Raw genomic sequence first — 18,381 nt, forward strand, 5'->3', positions numbered from 1 at the left:
CTTTCTTGGTCAGGCAGTCTCACTCGCTCTTCATCAGCCCTGAGAAAATGCCTGCAAAGGGTACCCTCCGAGTCCGCTCGCCGCCGCCGGCGGCGCATTGCCGAATGCCCGATAACCCGGACGCTGCCGGTGCCCCGTCCCAGCGCGGGAAGTAGGCGTCCAGCCGCAGCTTGGAGGTGCACAACTGCAGCGTGCCAAGCCAGGTGTCGAGGGACCGATCCCAAAAGCCGTTGCGGTAGGTCTGTCGGTCTGACGTGCGCTCGTCCCATCCGGCGTCGTTCAAGTCTTCACGTTCGCCTTCATCAGCAACTGCAGAGCTGCCTCGGCCAACGCGCGCAGAACGACCGCGTCACCAGCTTTGGCAAGCAGCTCAACTAGGCGCAAGCGGTCTCTATCATCGAGCCCCCTTATCGGTTCAGGAAAGAGCTTCACAACTCCATCCTTGACCGTCGATCCAGTGACTACTTACCCTACGCCCTCCTGGGTGCCAAATCCCTACCATTTCCGCCAGCATCATCAAAATGTTAGCGCCGGACGGCGGGCCATTTCAGCGGCAGAGTGGCACGATTTTGATAATGGCAAGTTCGCCCTTAAGGTCCACGGATTCCTGAAATGCCTCGTAGCCGTACGCACCTTCAGACACTGAGGTGTACTGAGTGCCAAGCACTTGTCGCTTTTCATTGAGGCAGACGAATTGCACATTGACATTCGAAGCGAACTTTTCGCCCGGATGAGCAACAATCTCGCCTAGCATCTCGATGCGTGGCTCGCCCGCATACCCCTCCTCGTCGAGGATCGCGAGAAGGCCCTCGAAACGGATGCCAGCGCGTTCCTCGAGCGCCGGTTGCCGCTCGATCAGATCCGTCACGTCTCGCTTAGCCATGCCCTACCCTTCACAGAATGACAAAAAAGGCGCAGTTCGGCTTAAACGAGTTTTGACTTTTTCGCCCGCAACTCGAATGAAAAACCTGCACGTTCTGCGCGAACGGGCCGCTATGATTGAAGCAACTGAAGGCCGGGGGCCTCCTGACAGAGGGAGAGGTCGGTGCACAGAAGGTCGCCCTATTCTATCGAGTTTGACGCCGCACTGCGTTAGCCTGGAACTGCCATCGCTGTCGCGGCGGCCCGCACGGTCAGCGATCTCTGGCAGGTCATCCACAAAGCCTTCGCGCGCTTCCCACCCAAGGAGTGCCGCAACTACTTCACGGCTGCCGGCTACGAGGATGACGCTTGTGCTTCCAGCTGATCGGGTCGCGCTCTAGTCGGGAAGAGGGCGGCCCCGGTAATCCCTTACGGGCAGTCATCGGCCGAGCGGCCGTTGGATCCACGAATCCGCAGTGAGTGAAGGCTTCGTCGTCGCAGAATCTGGTCCGAGAAGTCCGCCTCTGGGGCAAGCGGAACCATAAACTTGGCCGTTCGTTCTGGAGTCATGGAACACTTCAGATCGACCATCGCCACAACTGCGGTCGCCGTACTGAGTTTGGTGGCCGCTGCCCAGATACTCCACCCGCGAGATCCCTCTGAGGAGCCCTCGCGCGCAGGCCAGCGGGCCGTTCGCTCGGTCGAGCGCGTTACCGGAGTGGCGTGGGTTGATCCGCCAACACAAGCCACCCCTTCGGCCTCGCGGCCAAAGGAACATTCCTTGGTCGACGGCTCTGGAGTGCTGGCAACAGCCCGCCCTGCCTCGTTCACCCTTGTGGGCTCTGATATGCTGGCGCTGCCAGCAATGAGCGAGACGGCCGGCCGGCCAGGGCGGTCCCAAAGAGCTGAAGCGATCCGGCACCATCGCTCGGCGCAGCTTGAACCTCAACGCCGGACACCTCCAAGCGAGCGTGTCGCTTCAGCCGACCAAGCCGCACAGGGTGATGCCGCCCAGGCAAGCTCTGGCATTCCCGCCAAGGTCGATTTAATTGGGGACCTGCTGAAGCGGCTAGGAGCCGATCAGGGCACCGAAGGTTGATCCGACCCTGAATGCAGTGTGACGAATGCTTGAGGCATTGCGGACATGCAATAGTAGAAGTGCCGGATGAACCGCACCATGCCGCCAACCAGTGCGTCGATCTCAGCTTGCGCTGCCAAGCTTCTTGCAGCCTCCGATCAACGTCAGCAAATTCCGCTTGTAACCGAGCGCGATCCGACCTTCGACCTCGCCGATGCCTACCGGGTCACTGATGAGGTAAGACAGCTTCGCGAGGCTCGCGGCGAGGGCGTAGTCGGACGTAAGATCGGCTTCACGAACACGACGATCTGGGACGAGTACAACGTCGCGGCGCCGATTTGGGGCTACGTCTACGACACCACACTGCACCGCTTCGCCGACGTCACAGGCCCGGTCGCACTCGCGCCCTTCGTCGAGCCGCGAATCGAGCCCGAGATCGTGTTCGGCCTCGCCCAAGCTCCCGAGGTGGGCATGGATGAACGGGCGCTATTGGCCTGTGTCGGATGGGTCGCGCTCGGCTTCGAGGTGGTGCAATCGTTGTTCGAGGGCTGGCGCTTCCGCGCGCCCGACACGGTCGCGGCGTTCGGCCTGCACGGCGCCCTCTACGTCGGCGAGCCCGCGGCCGTGTCGCCCGGCAGCGAGGCTGCCTGGTTCGAGGCGCTCGGCCGCTTCGACATCGAGCTTCGGCGAGACGATGCCCTCGTTGAGGCCGGGCACGCTTCGAACGTCCTGCGAGGCGGCCCCTTGTCGGCACTTCGACACTTGGTTGAGGTGTTGGCAGCCGATACGAGCAGCCCGCCACTGACCGCGGGAGAAGTCATCACCACCGGCACCCTGACGAACGCCTACCCGATTAGGGCCAATGAGTTGTGGGACACCCGGATCGCCGGGCTGCCACTCGCTGATGTCCGCCTTGCGTTCTAGCCCCTGAAGTGCACGGCATGTCGGAACGATGACGCGGCGCATGGCTTGGTTCCCGTCTGCCATAGCCACGGTACGCCGCCATGCTGGACGAAGCAGATACTCCGAGACCGGACGAGAGGCCCGAGCCGGTCAGCGATCCACCGGCACCGCCTCAGGGACCCGAGCGCGATCCACCATCCGAACCGGCCATACCGCCTGTAAAAGGAAGCCGCTCAGACGAGCTCATGAAGGAGGGCGACGCGGGCGACAAGCTCGGCGACTTTGCCTGACAGCGACGATGCCATCGCTCCACGAGGTCGCGGCCTGAAGCCAGCGGCTAAAAGGGGCGACCGCTCCCTGCTGCTCGCGCATCGGCGATGAAATCGCCAAGGATCGCTCGGGCCTCGCGCGTGATCGCCAGCCCCGCCATGGCTGGACTGCCTGCCTCGAAAGGCGACTGCGGTGCGTACTCCGCGACGGACTGTGCCGTCCGCGCATAATCGTCAACCCGCAGGAGAGCGGCGGGCCGCGAGCGCGAGGGCGAAGTCGAGCCCTGCCGAGATGCCCGCCGCGGTGACCCGGTTGCGGTCAAACACCACGCGCTCATCAACCGGGATCGCGCCGAGGAGCGGCAGCACGATGTTGCGCATCTGGGCGGGCGTGCCGTCACCGCCGGGCACGAATAGCGGGTCGAGATCGGCGGGGCAGTCGGCAAAGCTCGTCGTCGCGAGCAGGCTGATGCCGATGTCGCTCGACACAGGGCCGGGGGTTTGGACAACGAGATAAAGGCTGCCGGGCGCGAAGCCCACCAGCTAGCCTTGCGGCCCGACCACGTCGAGAGCTGTCCTTCTCGGATAGAGCAGCATGGCGAGGCGTAACGGCTGCCTTGTCGAGGGCGGAGGAGATGCGTCGCGTGCCCGAGCGGGGCGCAGCACCAGGAGGCTCGCTGCCACGAGAGCGGCCGCACCGGCTTCGCGGCGAATCACTATGATCGACGATCCCGCTTTCGGGGTGCCCCCCTCGCCGATTTCAGACTGGCGCCGTTTGTCGCCGCCACAGGCTGCGCAAAGCGCGGAAGGGGAGGAGCGCCAGCTTTAGCACGGCTCGCAGGAGGAGCACGGCGAGAACGGTGAAGACCGCGGCTAGGGAATTGATCAACGCGCGCACTCTCTGATCAGTCGAGGGCCGACCCGTCTTCGACGGCTGCCCACCGGTCGATGAGGCGCCCGGAACGCGGCGACACTGTGAAGGCGACCGGGTGCGACGCTGCCGAGGCGTCGCACCCGGTCGCACCGTGTTGCGGTTAGGTCAGTCGAGATTGGACTCGACCGTGATGGCGGCGAAGTACGCGGCGAGGCGCTTTCCCGCTTCGAAATCCGCGCAATCGATGTTCACCTGGGTGGGCCAGACGCGAGCCTCCTGTCGGAGTTGGTGCAGGATCCGCTCGGCCGTGTCGGCGGCTTCGGATTCGGTGTGTCCCGTCACGCGGCATTCGTACCGCTTGCCGGAGATGACGATGGTGTAGGGGGCGGATCGCATGGCCTGAAGATGGTTGGCAGGGCCCGCTTTCGCGCTGTGACAGAAGGCCCGATCCCAGGCTCCGACGACGCGCGACGGGAGCGCAGCGTCTCAGGCCGCCTCGCCCGCGACGGTATCGAGGATGCGTGGGATCGCCGCGCGCACTTGGAAGAAGCCCCTCGTCGCGTGTGGCCAACACGCCTCGTCCCATGCCCGCCGCAGCCGCAGCACTCCGGCCGGCAAGGCCGCCGCGCGCGGCCCAACGGGACCCCAGGCGCTGACAACGGGCAGGTCATCTGACCAACCTGCTTCCACCCGCCCAACCGGGCATTCAAAGTGGGCCCCCGCTCGCGTCAGCGCGTCCGCCATTGCCGCGTGCATTGCCTTAACCCGCTCGCGGTCGAGGCGGCGCTTGCCGCCCGCGTAGAAACCCTCTGCCTTCGCGCGCGATACCCTCGCGTTGACGCTCCTTAATGGAACGGCGCTCCATCTGCGCGACCATGCCGAGTACCGTCAGCACGACGTGCCCCATGTCACCACGCGTCGAGACGTGTGGGTCGAGCACAGTCACCGAAGCGCCCTGCTGCTCGGCTTCATGCACGACGTTGAGCACATCGCGCGTGTCGCGACCAAGGCGGTCAAGGCGCGTGACCACCAACTCATCGCCGGGCCGCAGGAACTTCAGGATGGTGGCGACTTCGGCTCGGCCGTCGCGGCTTGCGTCCGATACCTTCTCTGAACGGATGATCGCACAGCCCTCCGCCTTCAGGCGCGCAAGCTGAACGTCGAGCTCTTGATCGATGGTGCTGACGCGGGCGTAACCGATGCGGGGCATAGGGCTGTAACCTCAAGCTTTAGGCCCGAGGCTACCGCGTCACAAATAGGCGGTGTCTACTCAGAAGTTAGACCCCGTTTCATAAGGCTCGGGCGATCCGCCTGACGAGGATCATGGCTGCGGCGAGGACGAAGAAGGCGAGCGCGGAGGACGGGGTGGCTTCGTGGTCGCGGGCCAGTCTGCGGCATCGGGCGATCCAGCCGAAGCTCCGCTCGATGACCCAACGCCTGGGCTGCACCGCGAAGCCCGTCTCGCCCTGCTTGGGTTCGACGACCTCGACCGTGATGGCGGTGGCTGCGCCGACGCGCTCGCCGCGATAGGCGCGGTCGGCAAAGCAGTGGGCCAGGAAGGGGAAGAGCCCGCGCGAGGCTCGAAGCAGGGCAATCGCGCCGTGGCTGTCGTGCAGGTCAGCGGGTGAGACCCCGGCCACGAGCAGGCGGCCGTCCGTATCCGTCAGCGCGTGGCGTTTGCGCCCAACGACCCGCCGGGCCGGATCGTAACCGCGCTCGCCTGCCACCCCCACGCCACCCGAGCGGGCGGCTTGCGCATCAACGACACAGCCGGTCGGGCAGGCCTCACGCCCGGCGCGCTCGCGGTCGGCCATCGTGAGGGCATGGGTGAGGCGCTCGAACACGCCTGATTGCGAGAGGCGCAAGAACCAGCGATGCACCGTGCTCCAAGGCGGGAAGTCCAGCGGCAGATGCCGCCACGCGCAGCCTGTCCGCAGCACGTACAGGATGCCGTCGAAGGTTGCGCGCAGTGGCCGGCGCCACGGGCGGCCTGTGCTGGACGGCGCAGGCAGAAGCGGCACAAGCACCGCCCACTCGGCATCGCTGAGGCTGGTTGCGTAAGGCAAACTCTCGCGCGCAAGCTCGGCGCGGGCGGCGGGCGTCCACATCGGGGTTCCTGGGTGAGTGTCAGACACTCTCCCAACACCCACGATGCCCGCCGCTCACCGAACAGCTAAGCTGTTCAGCCTGTTATGAAACGGGGTCTTACGACTCAGGTCGCACAATGAGTGACGTCACGCCAGGGTATACCCGGGCGTGACAAATATTCAGAAATCAACTTAACCATAGGCTGAGATACGGCAACCTATTCAAGGCCTTCATCTTCTAAATTTTTCTCAGAGTTGAAAATTTTGATACTTTCACTAAAGACTTCTTCGATGAACGGCTTCAAATGATGAGGCGGGTTAAGTACGCGGCTGAGAGTTTGCCTGTTACGTACGTGATAGAAGGGCGCACGCGGACCGGATGCAGCTACGTCAGTGCGCTCAACCAGCACATCATGACGCAACATGATGTCCCTGAGCTTCTCCCAGTGAGGATCATCGAGAATGCGACGTGCCGACTTTTCATCGCCGTCTCTGATCCAAAAAGGCTTATAGCGACTCAGGCGACCGAGCAAATCGAATAAACCGAACTTCAAGATTCCGCTCAACGCTTGCTCAAGAGAAATCTTTACTCCCGAGTTTTTCACTTGCTTCTCAGCAATCCAGTCCGCAATATGCTCAGGATTTGTAAGTGTGCGTTCAGGCAATTGCACTATCAAAGGATGGGGAAATACATCAGGTATCGCAGTTGAATCGTCTGCAATCAGGGTGAGTATGTGACTCTTTGAACGGAAAGAGATTTTAGTAAGATCTGCATTCCTAACATCTAGCTGGGCAATTGACACGTTACCAAGTTTTAGCGAAGATACGGTTTCAGACAGATACGCATCGTCAATAGAAAGGTCAAAAATCTTTATCGACTCAGGAACGGTATGAACACTCGCAGCAGCCATAATTAGAACTGCAATGTTGGCTCTGGATCTATCATGATTTCCAAGCGCCTGCAGCTGATCCCCGGCCGAAGTCAAAAACGCTTCTACAACGTGTTCAGGCTTGTGCCGAACAACTTCAGAAAAGTTTTGAAGAAATTCCATTCCCAATATATTTCGTCTTACAAATTTTGGGACTTCACCCTCCGCCAGAGAATTTATTGCGGCCGAAGCCAGAAAATAGTTGAGGACCTGACCATGTATAAAGCGCCTGTAGCCGCGCCGATCATCCTCAGTGAGGAACGCTATGACACTTGCTCGATTTTTCAGAACACCTACTAGTGGCGTTGGGACCGTATCCGTCGCTGCAATCTCTGCAAGCCAAGAAAGGTATTCCCCAGAAATTGCCTCGGTTTGATTTTCAGCTAGGTCCCGAGCAGTTTCCTCCATAAGGTTTTGTATAAACTGTTTTCGTTGATCAGGAGTTGTTATCGCCTCTACATCACTCCCAAATTTCGTAGCTTCTCGCTCAATCATGGCAATCATGAGAAATGTCAGCAAGTCATCGATTTTTTCATTCTGCAAACGCGCGATTGTTTCCTCACGAGCTAAATGGGTAAGGAAGAATGGCCGTAAAGCGTATGATCCGCTCTCAAATAAAGGAGCTGAAATCTCAGACTTAAGCATTTCGTCTGACCAACCATTTTCTTTCAGCCAACGAGTTGCGACGTTTGGAGCAGTATGCTGGAGAGTAAATGCATGTAAGCTGTCGCTCTGGCTGCGAAGAGATGTTAGTGCTGCCGAGAGCCTTTCTGGACTGATGAACGTCTCACGGCCTGAAAGAAGAATGTTTCCTGCCCCCCTCGATTTTTCGACAAGGCTATTAACCTGTGCCCAAGCTAGATCGTAACCGTTTGGATCCCCTAGCTCATCAAAGCCATCGATGGCGAGAACAATTAATCCATGCTTGATAAGAGTAGGGATCTGATCGTAAGTAACTTTCACACGTAAATTTTGAAGGCTGAAAGCCATGAGATCGAGTATGTTCTGAAGCACACGGCCTCTACTTTCGACATGGAGCAAGAGAGGCTTTCGGTTTTGTCGATAACTCTTCGCCCTTGCAAGTGACAAACTTCGAATCAAAGTCGTTTTCCCGATGCCAGCGGGGCCATCGAGCAAAACTACATTAACGCTATTGTCTTTGGAGGCTTTCTCATTAAAAAGCAGCTGATCTAATGCCGCTTCTGCAGATTGTTCATCGCTACCCCTCGACTGACCAAACAGGGGAATCGTTGTTAATGCCGAGTGACTTGATAAGCGGATCACTTGGCTGTCAGCCCACCGCCCTAGATCTGCATAGCTTGGTGAAGCGAGCAAGCTTCTTAGATCCACAAATTTTTTTTCTTGCTCTATTGTTCTTTCAAACAATGCGCCGTCGGTGTGGACAATTAATTCTACGGGATCGCCGTCTTTTATAAATCTAATCACCCCATTATTAGCATTACTGATAATCGTGGGAGCTTCCGTTCCCAAGTCCGCGAATGGTGAAAGATCGTCGGCGATCTCTTGAAGATCTGATGTCATTGATAGCTCCTTAGGGATCCCAACTTTAAGAAAGCGGTTTCCCCACGCTCCCGAATTAGCAACACTCGGCCGGTGCTCTGAGAGAGAATTGACTCGGCAGTAAACACTGGCGGCACCAGATCATCGTCTTCTCCCACTACGATCAGCCATTGTGTAGAATCCCGATGTGCGGAATCAACGACGTCACAGGCGATAGCAGTGTCAACCATCTTTTCTTCCCAATCTTCGTCGGATTTCCGCGTACTTCTCCTGAGTGTGTTGGGTAAGTTACAATTCAGTCTGGCATGAAGTCGCTCTACACTGGCGGATAATAGCAAATCCCCGTACTGTATCTCCGGACGAAAAGCGATGCTCCGGCGGGTTGATAGCGCGGGAAAGTCAATATCTGCGGTAGTTCTGATTAAAGCTTTCCGATTCGGTGTTTGTTCGAACCCCTTATACCAACCGTGATAGATTCGCATGGAAACATCAAAAAATGTTTCCTGATCTAGATTAAACAAAACTTTACTAATTACGCTCGTTACGTACTTCATCGTCGCTGTAGCGACGTCTTCCGGTGATCTGTCTCTTGGCTTGGCCGCGTGGATTTGGGAATTCCAATCAATAAAAGCGGTGGATTTTTGAATTGTTGCCAATGCCTCCCCCAAGATCTCAATAGAACAAATAGTTATCAATGGTTTTCGTGCGCCCCCCGGTCGGTTTACTCGCTCCCCATATCTAGCTGTAATTATTATTGTTTATTTAAAACATTAAATCGTTTGATCTTGGCGTATCATAACTGAGTGCGGCGATATTGCGTTTGATGGTTACGAGCACGTGCTCCGGTATTAATATCGGCAACACTAAGGAACCGATGACGGAATGCAGGACGCGCTAAAAATGCGCAAGCGTCGTAGGCGGTGATCGCGAAGCTATGTATCCCAAGGCGGCCTCTGATTCCCTTCCACAGAGACGGGGATCTAGGATCGGCTACGTGGGGATCGTGGAAGTTCGTCATTTTGGGCTCGCCAGCCGTACAGGATCAGGGCCTGCGCGAGGCACTGATTTCGTGGACAGTATGACCTTTTCACGTCCACTTGGCGGGCTCAAGCAGGAAGGCGACTTTTCCGAATCGCCTGCGGCTTTCGCGAGCGACCGTCCGACGCCATCCGCCTGAAGCCAATGTAAGCCGTTCGAAAATGTGGGCTGTAATGATGGGCAGCTAATCTAGCCAGCCGGAAAAGCCATTATTATTCAGCAACTTACCGAAGATAAGCGGCGGAGAGGGAGGGATTCGAAGTCACGGCCGCAGCTTGAAGCTAAGCACTTCACTTGGTCTGCACCGAGGGAATTTTCTCGATCTCGCGTCGCATGACTTCGATTTCATACTCGCCGTAGCTGTCGGCAACAGAGCGCCGTCCGTGCCCCATGATGGCATCCAGGTGGTCGGGCGCAAGCTGATGCCGCCGCCCAAGGGTTTTGAACCGGTGGCGCCACGCATGGCTTGGGTTCAGGCGCTTGTCGGTAAGTCCAAGCTGGCGGACCCAGGGCCCAAGAACCTTGGTGGCAGTCCCGCCGCGCTTGCCGAACTTGTCGGGTCGCAAACTCGGAAATAAGGGCCCCTCCCCTCTCGCACGGGCAAACGCCGGAAGCCCGGCTGAAACCAAGGCGGGATGCAGGGGGATCGTCCGCTCCGAATTGACATTCTTGACCGATCCGGCCTCGGCAGCGATTCGCATGGTCCAGACATCACCGATTTGGGCGATGTCCTCCACCCGCAGCTGACACACCTCCGCCAGGCGAGCACCGGAGAAAGCACAGATCCACGGAACCCAGCGCCGAATCGGATCGGCCTCGCTCGCTGCCGCCTCCAACAGCGTGACAGCTTCCTCGTCCGAGAAGCCGCGCTTTGACTCCCCGGGCTTCTTCCTGACGTCGATCCTCACCCGCTCCGCCGGGTTCGTCGCGAGCAAGCGATTATCGACGGCCCAGCCGAGGATCCGGCGCACCGCGGCCAGGTTCGTGTCGCGGATCGTCTTTCCGCTCAGGCCCGCCGCCACGAGGCTGGCCTTCCAGGCGATCAGATCGTGTTCGGTGAGCCGACGCGCGTCGTCATGCCCGATGAAAGCGCCGAGCTTCCGGAGCACGTTCGTCCACTCGTATTTCGTTCGCTCCCGCGGATCTGTCTCAGCGGCCCAGCCCGTGATCAGGCTGGTGAAGGTGAGTGGTGGCTCGTCCTTCTCGCTGGATGGTTGGACCGCATGAGATGCAGTGTGCGCGGGCGTCTCGGGCGCTAGCTCGACGATTTCACCGCGAGCGTACCGCCTAAGCATCAGGCTTGCCCGCTGGACCGCCGCCGCGATGGCTTTGGCGACCTTGAGACGGTCATCCTCCTCAACCTGCAGCCCCTGGCGCTTCAGCAGCCCGGCTGCCTGCCGGAGGCACCAGTCCTCCATTGGGGATCGACCGCTCGCATTGTGCTCCTCTATCTCGCGGCTCAGCCGGCCCCCGAGGTCGGGCCTAGACCAGAACCCGCGCGGGCGCGGCGCCCAGAGCTTGTCGGCGACATCGACACGCCAAAACGTCTGCTCGCTGGGATTGTCTCGATGGAGTCCCAGCCACCAGTCGTAGGCGGGGGCGGCCAAGGCGTGGGCTTCCCGCTCGCTCAGGCGGCGCGGACCGGCGCGTAAGCTCGACCAGCGGTTCTCAAGTTCGGCCAAGGCGATGGCGTGCAGGCGCTTCGCCTCGTTCGGATCCTTGGTTCGGAGGCTGAGCTTCTCCTCGCTCTTGCCCACGAGCGCGCGCAGGTCCGCTGGGACGCCTCGGCGAAGCCAGAACATGCCGGTTTTGGGATGCTTCCAGGGACGTGCCGTCATCAGCGGCATTGTACCACCCGTTTGTACCATTCGGGCAGCCTAAGTCTCTGGTTTTGATGATTTTTGTTGCGGATCAACCCGTTAGGCGGTTGATGGTGCCCAGGAAAGGACTCGAACCTTCACCTCTTGCAAGACTGGTACCTGAAACCAGCGCGTCTACCAATTCCGCCACCTGGGCCCGTCGACCGCGTGCGGTCGGCGTTGGGGTCCGTTTAGGGGGCGCGGGCGGGATCGTCAATCGGGGATTCCGCTCCGCGATGCCGGCGTGGCCTCAATGCCACTCGCGGATGTCGACGAAGCGGCCCGCGACGGCGGCGGCCGCCGCCATGGCGGGGGAGACGAGGTGCGTGCGGCCGCGATGGCCCTGGCGGCCCTCGAAGTTGCGGTTCGAGGTCGAGGCGCAGCGCTCCTCCGGCCGGAGCCTGTCCGGGTTCATGCCGAGGCACATGGAGCAGCCGGGCTCGCGCCAGTCGAAGCCGGCGGCCTTGAGCACCCGGTCGATCCCCTCGGCCTCGGCCTGCGCCTTCACGAGGCCGGAGCCCGGCACCACCATGGCGGAGACGCCCGGATGGACCGTGCGCCCCTCGACCATCTTGGCGACGATGCGCAGATCCTCGATCCGGCCGTTGGTGCAGGAGCCGATGAAGACCCGGTCGAGGGTGATGTCGGTCATCCGCGTGCCCGGGCGCAGGCCCATATAGGACAGCGCCTTCTCCTTCGATTGCCGCTTGTTCTCGTCCGCGATCGTGGCCGGGTCGGGCACGATGCCCTGGATCGAGACCACGTCCTCGGGGCTCGTGCCCCAGCTCACGAGCGGAGGGAGATTGGCCGCATCGAGCCGGATCTCCCGGTCGAAATGCGCGCCGGCATCCGACACGAGGCTTTCCCAATAGGCCCGGGCGCGGTCGAAGAGCTCGCCCTTCGGCGCCTTCGGGCGATCCTTGACGTAGGCGTAGGTGGTGGCGTCGGGGGCCACCATGCCGGCGCGCGCGCCGCCCTCGATCGACATGTTGCAGATCGTCATGCGGCCCTCCATCGAGAGGGCGCGGATCGCCTCGCCGGCATACTCGATGACGTGGCCGGTGCCGCCGGCGGTACCGATCTCGCCGATGATCGCCAGCACGATGTCCTTGGCGCTCACCCCCGGCGGCAGGGTGCCGTCGACGGTGACGCGCATGTTCTTGGCCTTCCGCTGCAGCAAGGTCTGGGTTGCCAGGACGTGCTCGACCTCCGAGGTGCCGATGCCGTGGGCGAGCGCCCCGAAGGCGCCGTGCGTCGAGGTGTGCGAATCACCGCAGACGATGGTCTGGCCGGGCAAGGTGAAGCCCTGCTCGGGGCCGATGATGTGCACGATGCCCTGGCGCCGGTCGAGGGCGTCGTAGAACTCGATGCCGAAGTCGCGCACGTTCTCGGCCAGCGCCTCGAGCTGCGTGCGGCTCTCGGGATCCTCGATGCCGAGGCGGCGATCCGAGGTCTGGACGTTGTGATCGACGACCGCGAGGGTCTTCTCGGGATGGCGCACCCGGCGCCCGGCCACGCGCAGGCCCTCGAAGGCCTGCGGGCTGGTGACCTCGTGGACGAGGTGGCGGTCGATGTAGAGGAGGCTGGTGCCGTCCGGCTGAACATCGACGACGTGGTCGTCCCAGATCTTGTCGTAGAGGGTGCGCGGGGCGTTCATGGGCTCGGTCGCTTGATTGTGTCTGCTCGCGGCGTGGGCCGTCCGGTCGGTGGAGTGAGCCTCTTTAGTAATGTTCGCAAGTCCGTTTCGGAAGTGGTTCCGGGCTCGCAGGGAGCGGATGCCTGCCCGGAGGCGGCCGCATGACGCGCTCAACCGGGCCGGGCGGGGGCCGCGCCGGCTGACGGCCCGGCTTTGCGCGTCACCGTCGACGCCCGCCAGTGCCTTGCCGCGGCCCACGGGGGCGACCATCATCGGCGCCGCCCAGCGAGCGGCCGGACCCGGCCTCGCCGGGCATCCCCGTCACGATCCGCCGGCCGCCGAGGAGCCCCGAGACTGTGCGAGTCCCAGACCTCAAGACGTCGCGAGCCCCCGACATCCTGCTCCTCCGGCCGATGCAGCCGAGCGTGATGGAGGCGCTCGCCCCCGCCTTCACGCTCCACCGCCTCGACACGGCCTCCGATCCCGATGCTCTCCTGGCGCAGGTCGGCGGCCGCATCCGGGGATTGGCCGTCAACGCCCACGCCCCCGTCGACCGGGCGCTCCTCGGACGCCTGCCGAATCTCGAGATCGTGTCGAGCTTCGGCGTCGGCTACGACACGGTCGATGCCGTCGCGGCCCATGAGCGTGGGATCGTCGTCACGAATACGCCGGATGTCCTGAGCGACGAGGTCGCCGACCTCGCCCTCGGCCTGCTGCTTGCCACCGTGCGGCAGATCCCGCAGGCCGACCGCCACCTGCGGGCGGGACTCTGGCCGGCCGGCTCCTTCCCGCTGACCGCGACCCTGCGCGGCCGCACCGTCGGCATCCTCGGGCTCGGCCGCATCGGTCGGGCGATCGCACGGCGCCTCGAAGGCTTCGGCGTCGCGATCGCCTATCACGGCCGGCGGCGCCAGGCGGACGTCCCTTACGCCTATCACCCGACCCTCCTGGAGATGGCGCGGGCCGTCCACGTGCTGATGATCGTGGCGCCGGGCGGCCCTGAGACGAACGGCATCGTCGATGCCGGGGTGCTGGCGGCGCTCGGCCCGGACGGCATCCTGATCAACGTCGCCCGCGGCAGCCTCGTGGACGAGGCCGCGCTGGTCGCAGCGTTGCAGGCGGGCACGATCCACAGCGCCGGCCTCGACGTCTTCGCGCGCGAGCCGCACGTGCCCGCGGCTCTGGCGGCCCTGGACCACACGGTGCTCCTGCCGCATGTGGGCTCGGGTTCGGTGCATACCCGCGCCGCGATGGGACAGCTGGTCGTGGACAACCTGATCTCGTGGTTCTCGGGCAAGGGACCGGTGACGCCGGTTCCGGAAACGCCGTGGAGCCCCGGCCCGTGAGGAATCCGCTCGCGGCCCTCGTGCTGCTCGGCTGGCTGCTCGGCTGGGCGGGCGCGGCCCTGGCGCAGGGCCCCGGGCCATCGCCGGGACCGGAAGCGCCCGCCGGGCCGGCGCCCGAAGCCGGATCCTTGCCCGACACAACTGCGCCGGAGACGGCGCCGCAGGCTGCGCCGGCCGAGCCCTTCATCCCGAGCCTGCCGGAGGCCCTGTCGGGGGTGCCGGGCACCTGGGATCTCTCGCGCGACGGCAGCACCCGCCGCTGCGTCATGACCCTCACGCGCGAGAGCGGGGATGCGGGCCGGCGCCTGCGCTTCCCGGCGGGCTGCCGCAAGGCGCTGCCGATCCTCAACGCGGTGGCGGGCTGGCTGTTCACGGACGGGGTCGTCCGCCTTGTCGACAAGAACGTGCGCCCGGTGCTGCTCTTCGCGCGCCGCCCTGACCAGCGCAGCCTCCTGGCCCATGCGGAGAGCGGCGAGGCCTACAGCCTCGTGCCCCTGCAGATCGTCGCGATGCGGCCCCCCGATCCGGTGGCCGAGGAGGCGGCACGGCAGGCCGAGGAGGCGGATGCCGCGGCCCGCGCATCGGCGTCCCGGGCGCCCTCCGCGGCGGATCCGGATCCGGTCCTGGCGGCGGGCCCGGCGGCAGCCTCCGCGAGCCCGGGCCCGGCCCCGGGCATCTACGCCCTCGACCGCTACCGCGAGAAGGATGTCTGCCGCCTCGAACTCGGGGCGGTCGCGGCGGCGCAAGCCCCGGTGCGCATCCTCGCGGGCTGCCATGACGGCGGTCTCGAAGTGTTCGATCCGGTCTCGTGGCGCTTCGAGGCGGGGCGCCTGACGCTGAACGCGAAGCGCGGCCACACGGTCAACCTGGTGCCGACGGGCGACGGCGGCTGGCGGCGCGACCCGGAGACCGGCACCACCTTCGTGCTGCGCCGCGTCGAGCCCTGAACGCCTGAACGAACGCCAATCTAAGCCCCTTGCACCGGGGCGTGGGGCTCAGATGGCCGCCGCCGGGTCGCCGCCGAGGGGATTGCCGTCATCCTCGTTCTCGCTGCGCGACGTGCGCCGGCTCGGGCGGCGCTCCAGCACGGAGCGGCCGAGGGCACGGAACGGGGCGGTGAGGCGACGGACGTCCTCGGCGCGCTCCATGAAGCGCTCGCCGCTGCGGATCTCCTTGTCGAGGCACGCCATGGTGCGGGCGAGCGCCGGGTCATCGTCCTCGAGCCAGGTCTCGACCACCCGGGCGAAGGCGATCACGACGCCCTGGAGCTTCACGCGCCCGAGCGGCCCCTCGGTATCGATGCCCGCCGCCGCCAGCATGTAGCGGTGCGAGTTCAGGGCGACGCCGTTGAGGGCCAGCATCGAGAGCGGATCACCGCGCAGCGCGAAGGCGATCCGGCGAAGCGCCGGCTTGTAGGGCGTCATCGCGTCCAGGCGGCGCATCAGGACGTCGAACAGGCGCTCGCGGGTCGGCTCGTCGGCGAGGTCCGAGTTGTCGCCCTCCAAAACCTTGCGGTCGATGATGCGCGAGAGGCCGCCCAGCACGGCGCCCTTCGAGGGGAACAGGTCGCGCAATTCGGCGAGGCTCAGGTCGGCCTCCCGGGCGATATCGCCGATCTCGATGTCGTTCCAGGGCTGCTCGGCCGCGAGCCGCATCAGGGCCTCGACGGCGGCCTCGCGGGGCGACGGCTTGGGCGGCGACGCGGGCTTCTTGCGCGAAGTCTCGCCCTTCGAGCCATCATGCTTCGGGGCCTCAGCCGATGGGCCTGCGGTCTTGTCCATGGGGTTTCCGCTCCTCCTCGGTCGACGGACCCTATCTAGGTGCTCCGGCCGCGTAGAGCAGGCCCGTGGGCGGGCATGCCGCACGGAGGGCGCCCGGCCCGGGATCGGTTCAGCCGGACAACTCGCCCGCCCGGCGCTTGGCCGCCGCGACCGCCTCGCGCAGGAGGGCCGGCATCCCGTCAGCCCGCATCAGCACCGCGAGCGCCGCCGCGGTGGTGCCGCCCGGCGAGGTCACGTTGCGCCGAAGTTGGTCTGCCGCCACCGGGCTCTCGTCGAGGAGCGCGCCCGACCCCGCCACGGTGGCGCGGGCGAGCCGCCCCGCCACCTCGGGCGGCAGGCCCGCCGCGATGCCAGCCTCGGCCAGCGCCTCGGCGAGCAGGAACACGTAGGCCGGGCCGGAGCCGGAGACGGCCGTCACCGCATCGATCAGCGCCTCGTCGGCGAGCCACTCGACGAGCCCGGTCGCGGCGAGAAGCGCCTCCGCCGCGGCGCGCTGGCCCGCGGAGACCTCCGCATTCGCGGCAGCCCCCGTGGCGCCGCGGCCGATGCTCGCCGGCAGGTTCGGCATGGCGCGCACGACGGCGCGCGCCGCGGGCAGCCGGCTCCGCAGATCCGCGATGGTCTTGCCGGCCAGGATCGAGACCAGGAGCGTGTCGGGCCCGAGCAGGGCGTCGAGGGCGGGCGCGGCCGCATCGAGCCCCTGCGGCTTGATGGCGAGCACCACGGCCTCGGCGAGGGGGGGCGCGGGGGGGTTCAGGCTGAGGCCCCGCGCGGCGCAGAGCGCGGCGATCTCGGGCGCGGGCGCGGGGTCGATCAGCGTGGTGCGGCGGGGATCGAGGCCGCCCGCGAGCCAGCCGGCCAGCATGGCGCCGCCCATCTTCCCGGCGCCCACCAGGGTGAGCGAGGCCGGCAGCCCGTGGGACGCATCGCGCATGACGGGGCTCCTCAGGCCTCGCCCTCCGTCTCGAACAGCACCGCGTCCAGGGCCTCGCGGGCGGATTTGCCGGCCCAGATCACGAACTGGAACGCCTGGTAGTAGCGCTCGCAGGCATCGACCGCGGATTTCAGCATCATGCCGCATTGCGGGTGCGTCGGCGCCACGCCGCCGGCCAGCAGGAGCGAGTGGCGGAACATCACGACGCTGTCCGTCGACCACAGGTCGAAATGCCCGATCCAGAGCTGCTCGTTGACCAGGGTGACGAGCTTGAGGATCTCCAGCCGCCGCCGCTCCGGAACCTTGAGGTCGAAGGCGCTCGCCACGTGCAGCGCCTCGACATCCTCGATCCACGTGAAGGCGACGTGGTAATCGGTCCAGCGTCCCGAGACCGAGACCGACATCTCGTCGGTCTCGGCCCGGTCGAAGATCCAGTCCCGCAGCGAAGCGAGGCGTTCGACGACGTCGATCGGATGTTCGAGCCGGTCGTGATCTTCGGTTTCGACGTGGAGCTGGGTCATGGGGATCCAAGGCGCCGACCCGGGGGAGTCGTCGCGACATGATGAGAGACAAGCAACCGGGTCGACGAAGCGATCCGCACAAAGGTGAATTCTGAACCCGAAAGGTCCAGCAAAATGCGGGGAAAGCTTAGGCGCTCACGGTCATCGGCGGACTCGGGCGAATCAGTGCGTTCCTGACTATAGACCGGCCCTGACTCGCGTTTCAAAGCGGCGATTCGGGCTGGTGAACAGGAAACCGGCTATCCACCGCTGCTTCCTGTGCACAAGCTCAAGCCCGTGGACAGGTACGGTTTCGAGACCTGCCTCAGACCGCCTCGCTCAGTCCGGCGGCCGCGTCCGCGCCGAGCTTCGCCTCGAGGGCGACGACCCGGGCCGTGAGGGCGTCGTTCTGGCTGCGCAGCGTGGTGACGAGGTCGCGCAGCACGTCGACCTCCTCGCGGGAAGCGATGTCCATGTCGCGGATCAGGCGCTCGATCTGGCTGCGGACGACGGTCTCCGCCTCGCGCCGAACGCCCTGCGCCGCCCCGGCGGCATCGGTCATGAGGCGGGCGAAATCGTCGAACAGGCGGTTGGAGGTCTGCATCGTCGTCTCCCGGGGGCGAGGGGCGCCGTTGCGGCCCGACGCCGAACTGGCGATTGCGCCGAAGTGATTCGGCACCCATCGGTCGGACATAGGAATCTGCGGACTCGGCGGCAATGCGGCGGGGCCGGAACGGTTCGCTTTCCACAACCACCGCGGCATCC

At 64.1% G+C, this 18,381-nt stretch carries 16 protein-coding genes, 1 tRNA gene and 2 pseudogenes; 4 read left to right on the forward strand and 15 right to left on the reverse strand.

The genetic code is table 11. From position 1 onward, the window contains the following. Window positions 1-19: 19 nt before the first annotated feature. The 3 genes from F6X53_RS20115 to F6X53_RS20120 form a co-directional block, all read right to left on the reverse strand. Window positions 20-283 (reverse strand): transposase, encoded by a 264-nt coding sequence (locus tag F6X53_RS20115; protein ID WP_151001972.1) that lies wholly within the window; start codon window positions 281-283, stop codon window positions 20-22. Further along, window positions 280-432 carry a hypothetical protein gene (locus tag F6X53_RS32535; protein WP_191970919.1) on the reverse strand — a complete coding sequence of 51 codons (153 nt, stop codon included), beginning with the start codon at window positions 430-432 and terminating at the stop codon, window positions 280-282. The genes F6X53_RS20115 and F6X53_RS32535 overlap by 4 nt, the downstream gene beginning before the upstream one ends. Before the next feature lie 115 nt (window positions 433-547). Further along, entirely contained in the window at window positions 548-883 is a 336-nt protein-coding gene (locus F6X53_RS20120) for a hypothetical protein (RefSeq protein WP_191970920.1), read from the reverse strand. Between the two features lie 234 nt (window positions 884-1,117). Between F6X53_RS20120 and F6X53_RS20125 the strand changes: the two are divergent. Together F6X53_RS20125 and F6X53_RS20130 are read left to right on the forward strand one after the other, a co-directional pair. Then, a pseudogene (locus tag F6X53_RS20125) lies at window positions 1,118-1,246 on the forward strand (IS630 family transposase); the annotation flags it as partial. 780 nt (window positions 1,247-2,026) lie between these two features. Beyond that, window positions 2,027-2,863 (forward strand): 2-keto-4-pentenoate hydratase, encoded by an 837-nt coding sequence (locus F6X53_RS20130; protein ID WP_191970921.1) that lies wholly within the window; start codon window positions 2,027-2,029, stop codon window positions 2,861-2,863. A gap of 482 nt (window positions 2,864-3,345) precedes the next feature. On the opposite strand, the gene F6X53_RS33860 is transcribed toward F6X53_RS20130, so the two are convergent. From F6X53_RS33860 to leuC, 8 genes and pseudogenes are all read right to left on the reverse strand, one after another. Further along, complete coding sequence (locus tag F6X53_RS33860) at window positions 3,346-3,651, reverse strand: type 1 glutamine amidotransferase family protein (RefSeq protein ID WP_306426604.1); 306 nt, start codon at window positions 3,649-3,651, stop codon at window positions 3,346-3,348. Window positions 3,652-4,150: 499 nt separating this feature from the next. Beyond that, window positions 4,151-4,381 (reverse strand): hypothetical protein, encoded by a 231-nt coding sequence (locus F6X53_RS20140; RefSeq protein ID WP_151001974.1) that lies wholly within the window; start codon window positions 4,379-4,381, stop codon window positions 4,151-4,153. A gap of 351 nt (window positions 4,382-4,732) precedes the next feature. Beyond that, window positions 4,733-5,195 (reverse strand): annotated as a pseudogene (locus F6X53_RS20145) (recombinase family protein); the annotation flags it as partial. Window positions 5,196-5,274: 79 nt separating this feature from the next. Then, entirely contained in the window at window positions 5,275-6,093 is an 819-nt protein-coding gene (locus F6X53_RS20150) for an IS5 family transposase (RefSeq protein WP_151001975.1), read from the reverse strand. Window positions 6,094-6,290: 197 nt separating this feature from the next. Next, a complete protein-coding gene (locus F6X53_RS20155; RefSeq protein ID WP_151001976.1) occupies window positions 6,291-8,543 on the reverse strand; it encodes an NACHT domain-containing protein in 2,253 nt (750 codons plus the stop codon). Between the two features lie 1,307 nt (window positions 8,544-9,850). Then, entirely contained in the window at window positions 9,851-11,398 is a 1,548-nt protein-coding gene (locus F6X53_RS20160) for a site-specific integrase (RefSeq protein ID WP_238296961.1), read from the reverse strand. A 93-nt stretch (window positions 11,399-11,491) separates the two neighbouring features. Beyond that, a tRNA-Leu gene (locus tag F6X53_RS20165) sits at window positions 11,492-11,576 on the reverse strand. Between the two features lie 93 nt (window positions 11,577-11,669). Continuing rightward, window positions 11,670-13,076 carry a 3-isopropylmalate dehydratase large subunit gene (gene leuC / locus F6X53_RS20170; protein ID WP_151001978.1) on the reverse strand — a complete coding sequence of 469 codons (1,407 nt, stop codon included), beginning with the start codon at window positions 13,074-13,076 and terminating at the stop codon, window positions 11,670-11,672. A gap of 335 nt (window positions 13,077-13,411) precedes the next feature. On the opposite strand from leuC, the gene F6X53_RS20175 reads away from it, so the two are divergent. Both F6X53_RS20175 and F6X53_RS20180 read left to right on the forward strand, forming a co-directional pair. Beyond that, complete coding sequence (locus F6X53_RS20175) at window positions 13,412-14,401, forward strand: 2-hydroxyacid dehydrogenase (RefSeq protein ID WP_280526044.1); 990 nt, start codon at window positions 13,412-13,414, stop codon at window positions 14,399-14,401. Beyond that, window positions 14,398-15,348, forward strand: a complete 951-nt coding sequence (locus F6X53_RS20180; protein WP_244965600.1) for an AprI/Inh family metalloprotease inhibitor — start codon at window positions 14,398-14,400, stop codon at window positions 15,346-15,348. The genes F6X53_RS20175 and F6X53_RS20180 overlap by 4 nt, the downstream gene beginning before the upstream one ends. A gap of 48 nt (window positions 15,349-15,396) precedes the next feature. On the opposite strand, the gene F6X53_RS20185 is transcribed toward F6X53_RS20180, so the two are convergent. The 4 genes from F6X53_RS20185 to F6X53_RS20200 form a co-directional block, all read right to left on the reverse strand. Continuing rightward, window positions 15,397-16,182, reverse strand: coding sequence for a TetR/AcrR family transcriptional regulator (locus tag F6X53_RS20185; RefSeq protein ID WP_244965601.1), 786 nt, complete (start codon window positions 16,180-16,182; stop codon window positions 15,397-15,399). 109 nt (window positions 16,183-16,291) lie between these two features. After that, window positions 16,292-17,116, reverse strand: a complete 825-nt coding sequence (proC, locus tag F6X53_RS20190) for a pyrroline-5-carboxylate reductase (RefSeq protein WP_151001979.1) — start codon at window positions 17,114-17,116, stop codon at window positions 16,292-16,294. Window positions 17,117-17,127: 11 nt separating this feature from the next. Then, window positions 17,128-17,637 carry a type III secretion system chaperone family protein gene (locus F6X53_RS20195; RefSeq protein WP_151001980.1) on the reverse strand — a complete coding sequence of 170 codons (510 nt, stop codon included), beginning with the start codon at window positions 17,635-17,637 and terminating at the stop codon, window positions 17,128-17,130. A 304-nt stretch (window positions 17,638-17,941) separates the two neighbouring features. After that, window positions 17,942-18,220 (reverse strand): accessory factor UbiK family protein, encoded by a 279-nt coding sequence (locus F6X53_RS20200; protein WP_151001981.1) that lies wholly within the window; start codon window positions 18,218-18,220, stop codon window positions 17,942-17,944. Window positions 18,221-18,381: the final 161 nt, after the last annotated feature.

The sequence above is a fragment of the Methylobacterium soli genome, from assembly GCF_008806385.1.
GTDB lineage: Bacteria > Pseudomonadota > Alphaproteobacteria > Rhizobiales > Beijerinckiaceae > Methylobacterium > Methylobacterium soli.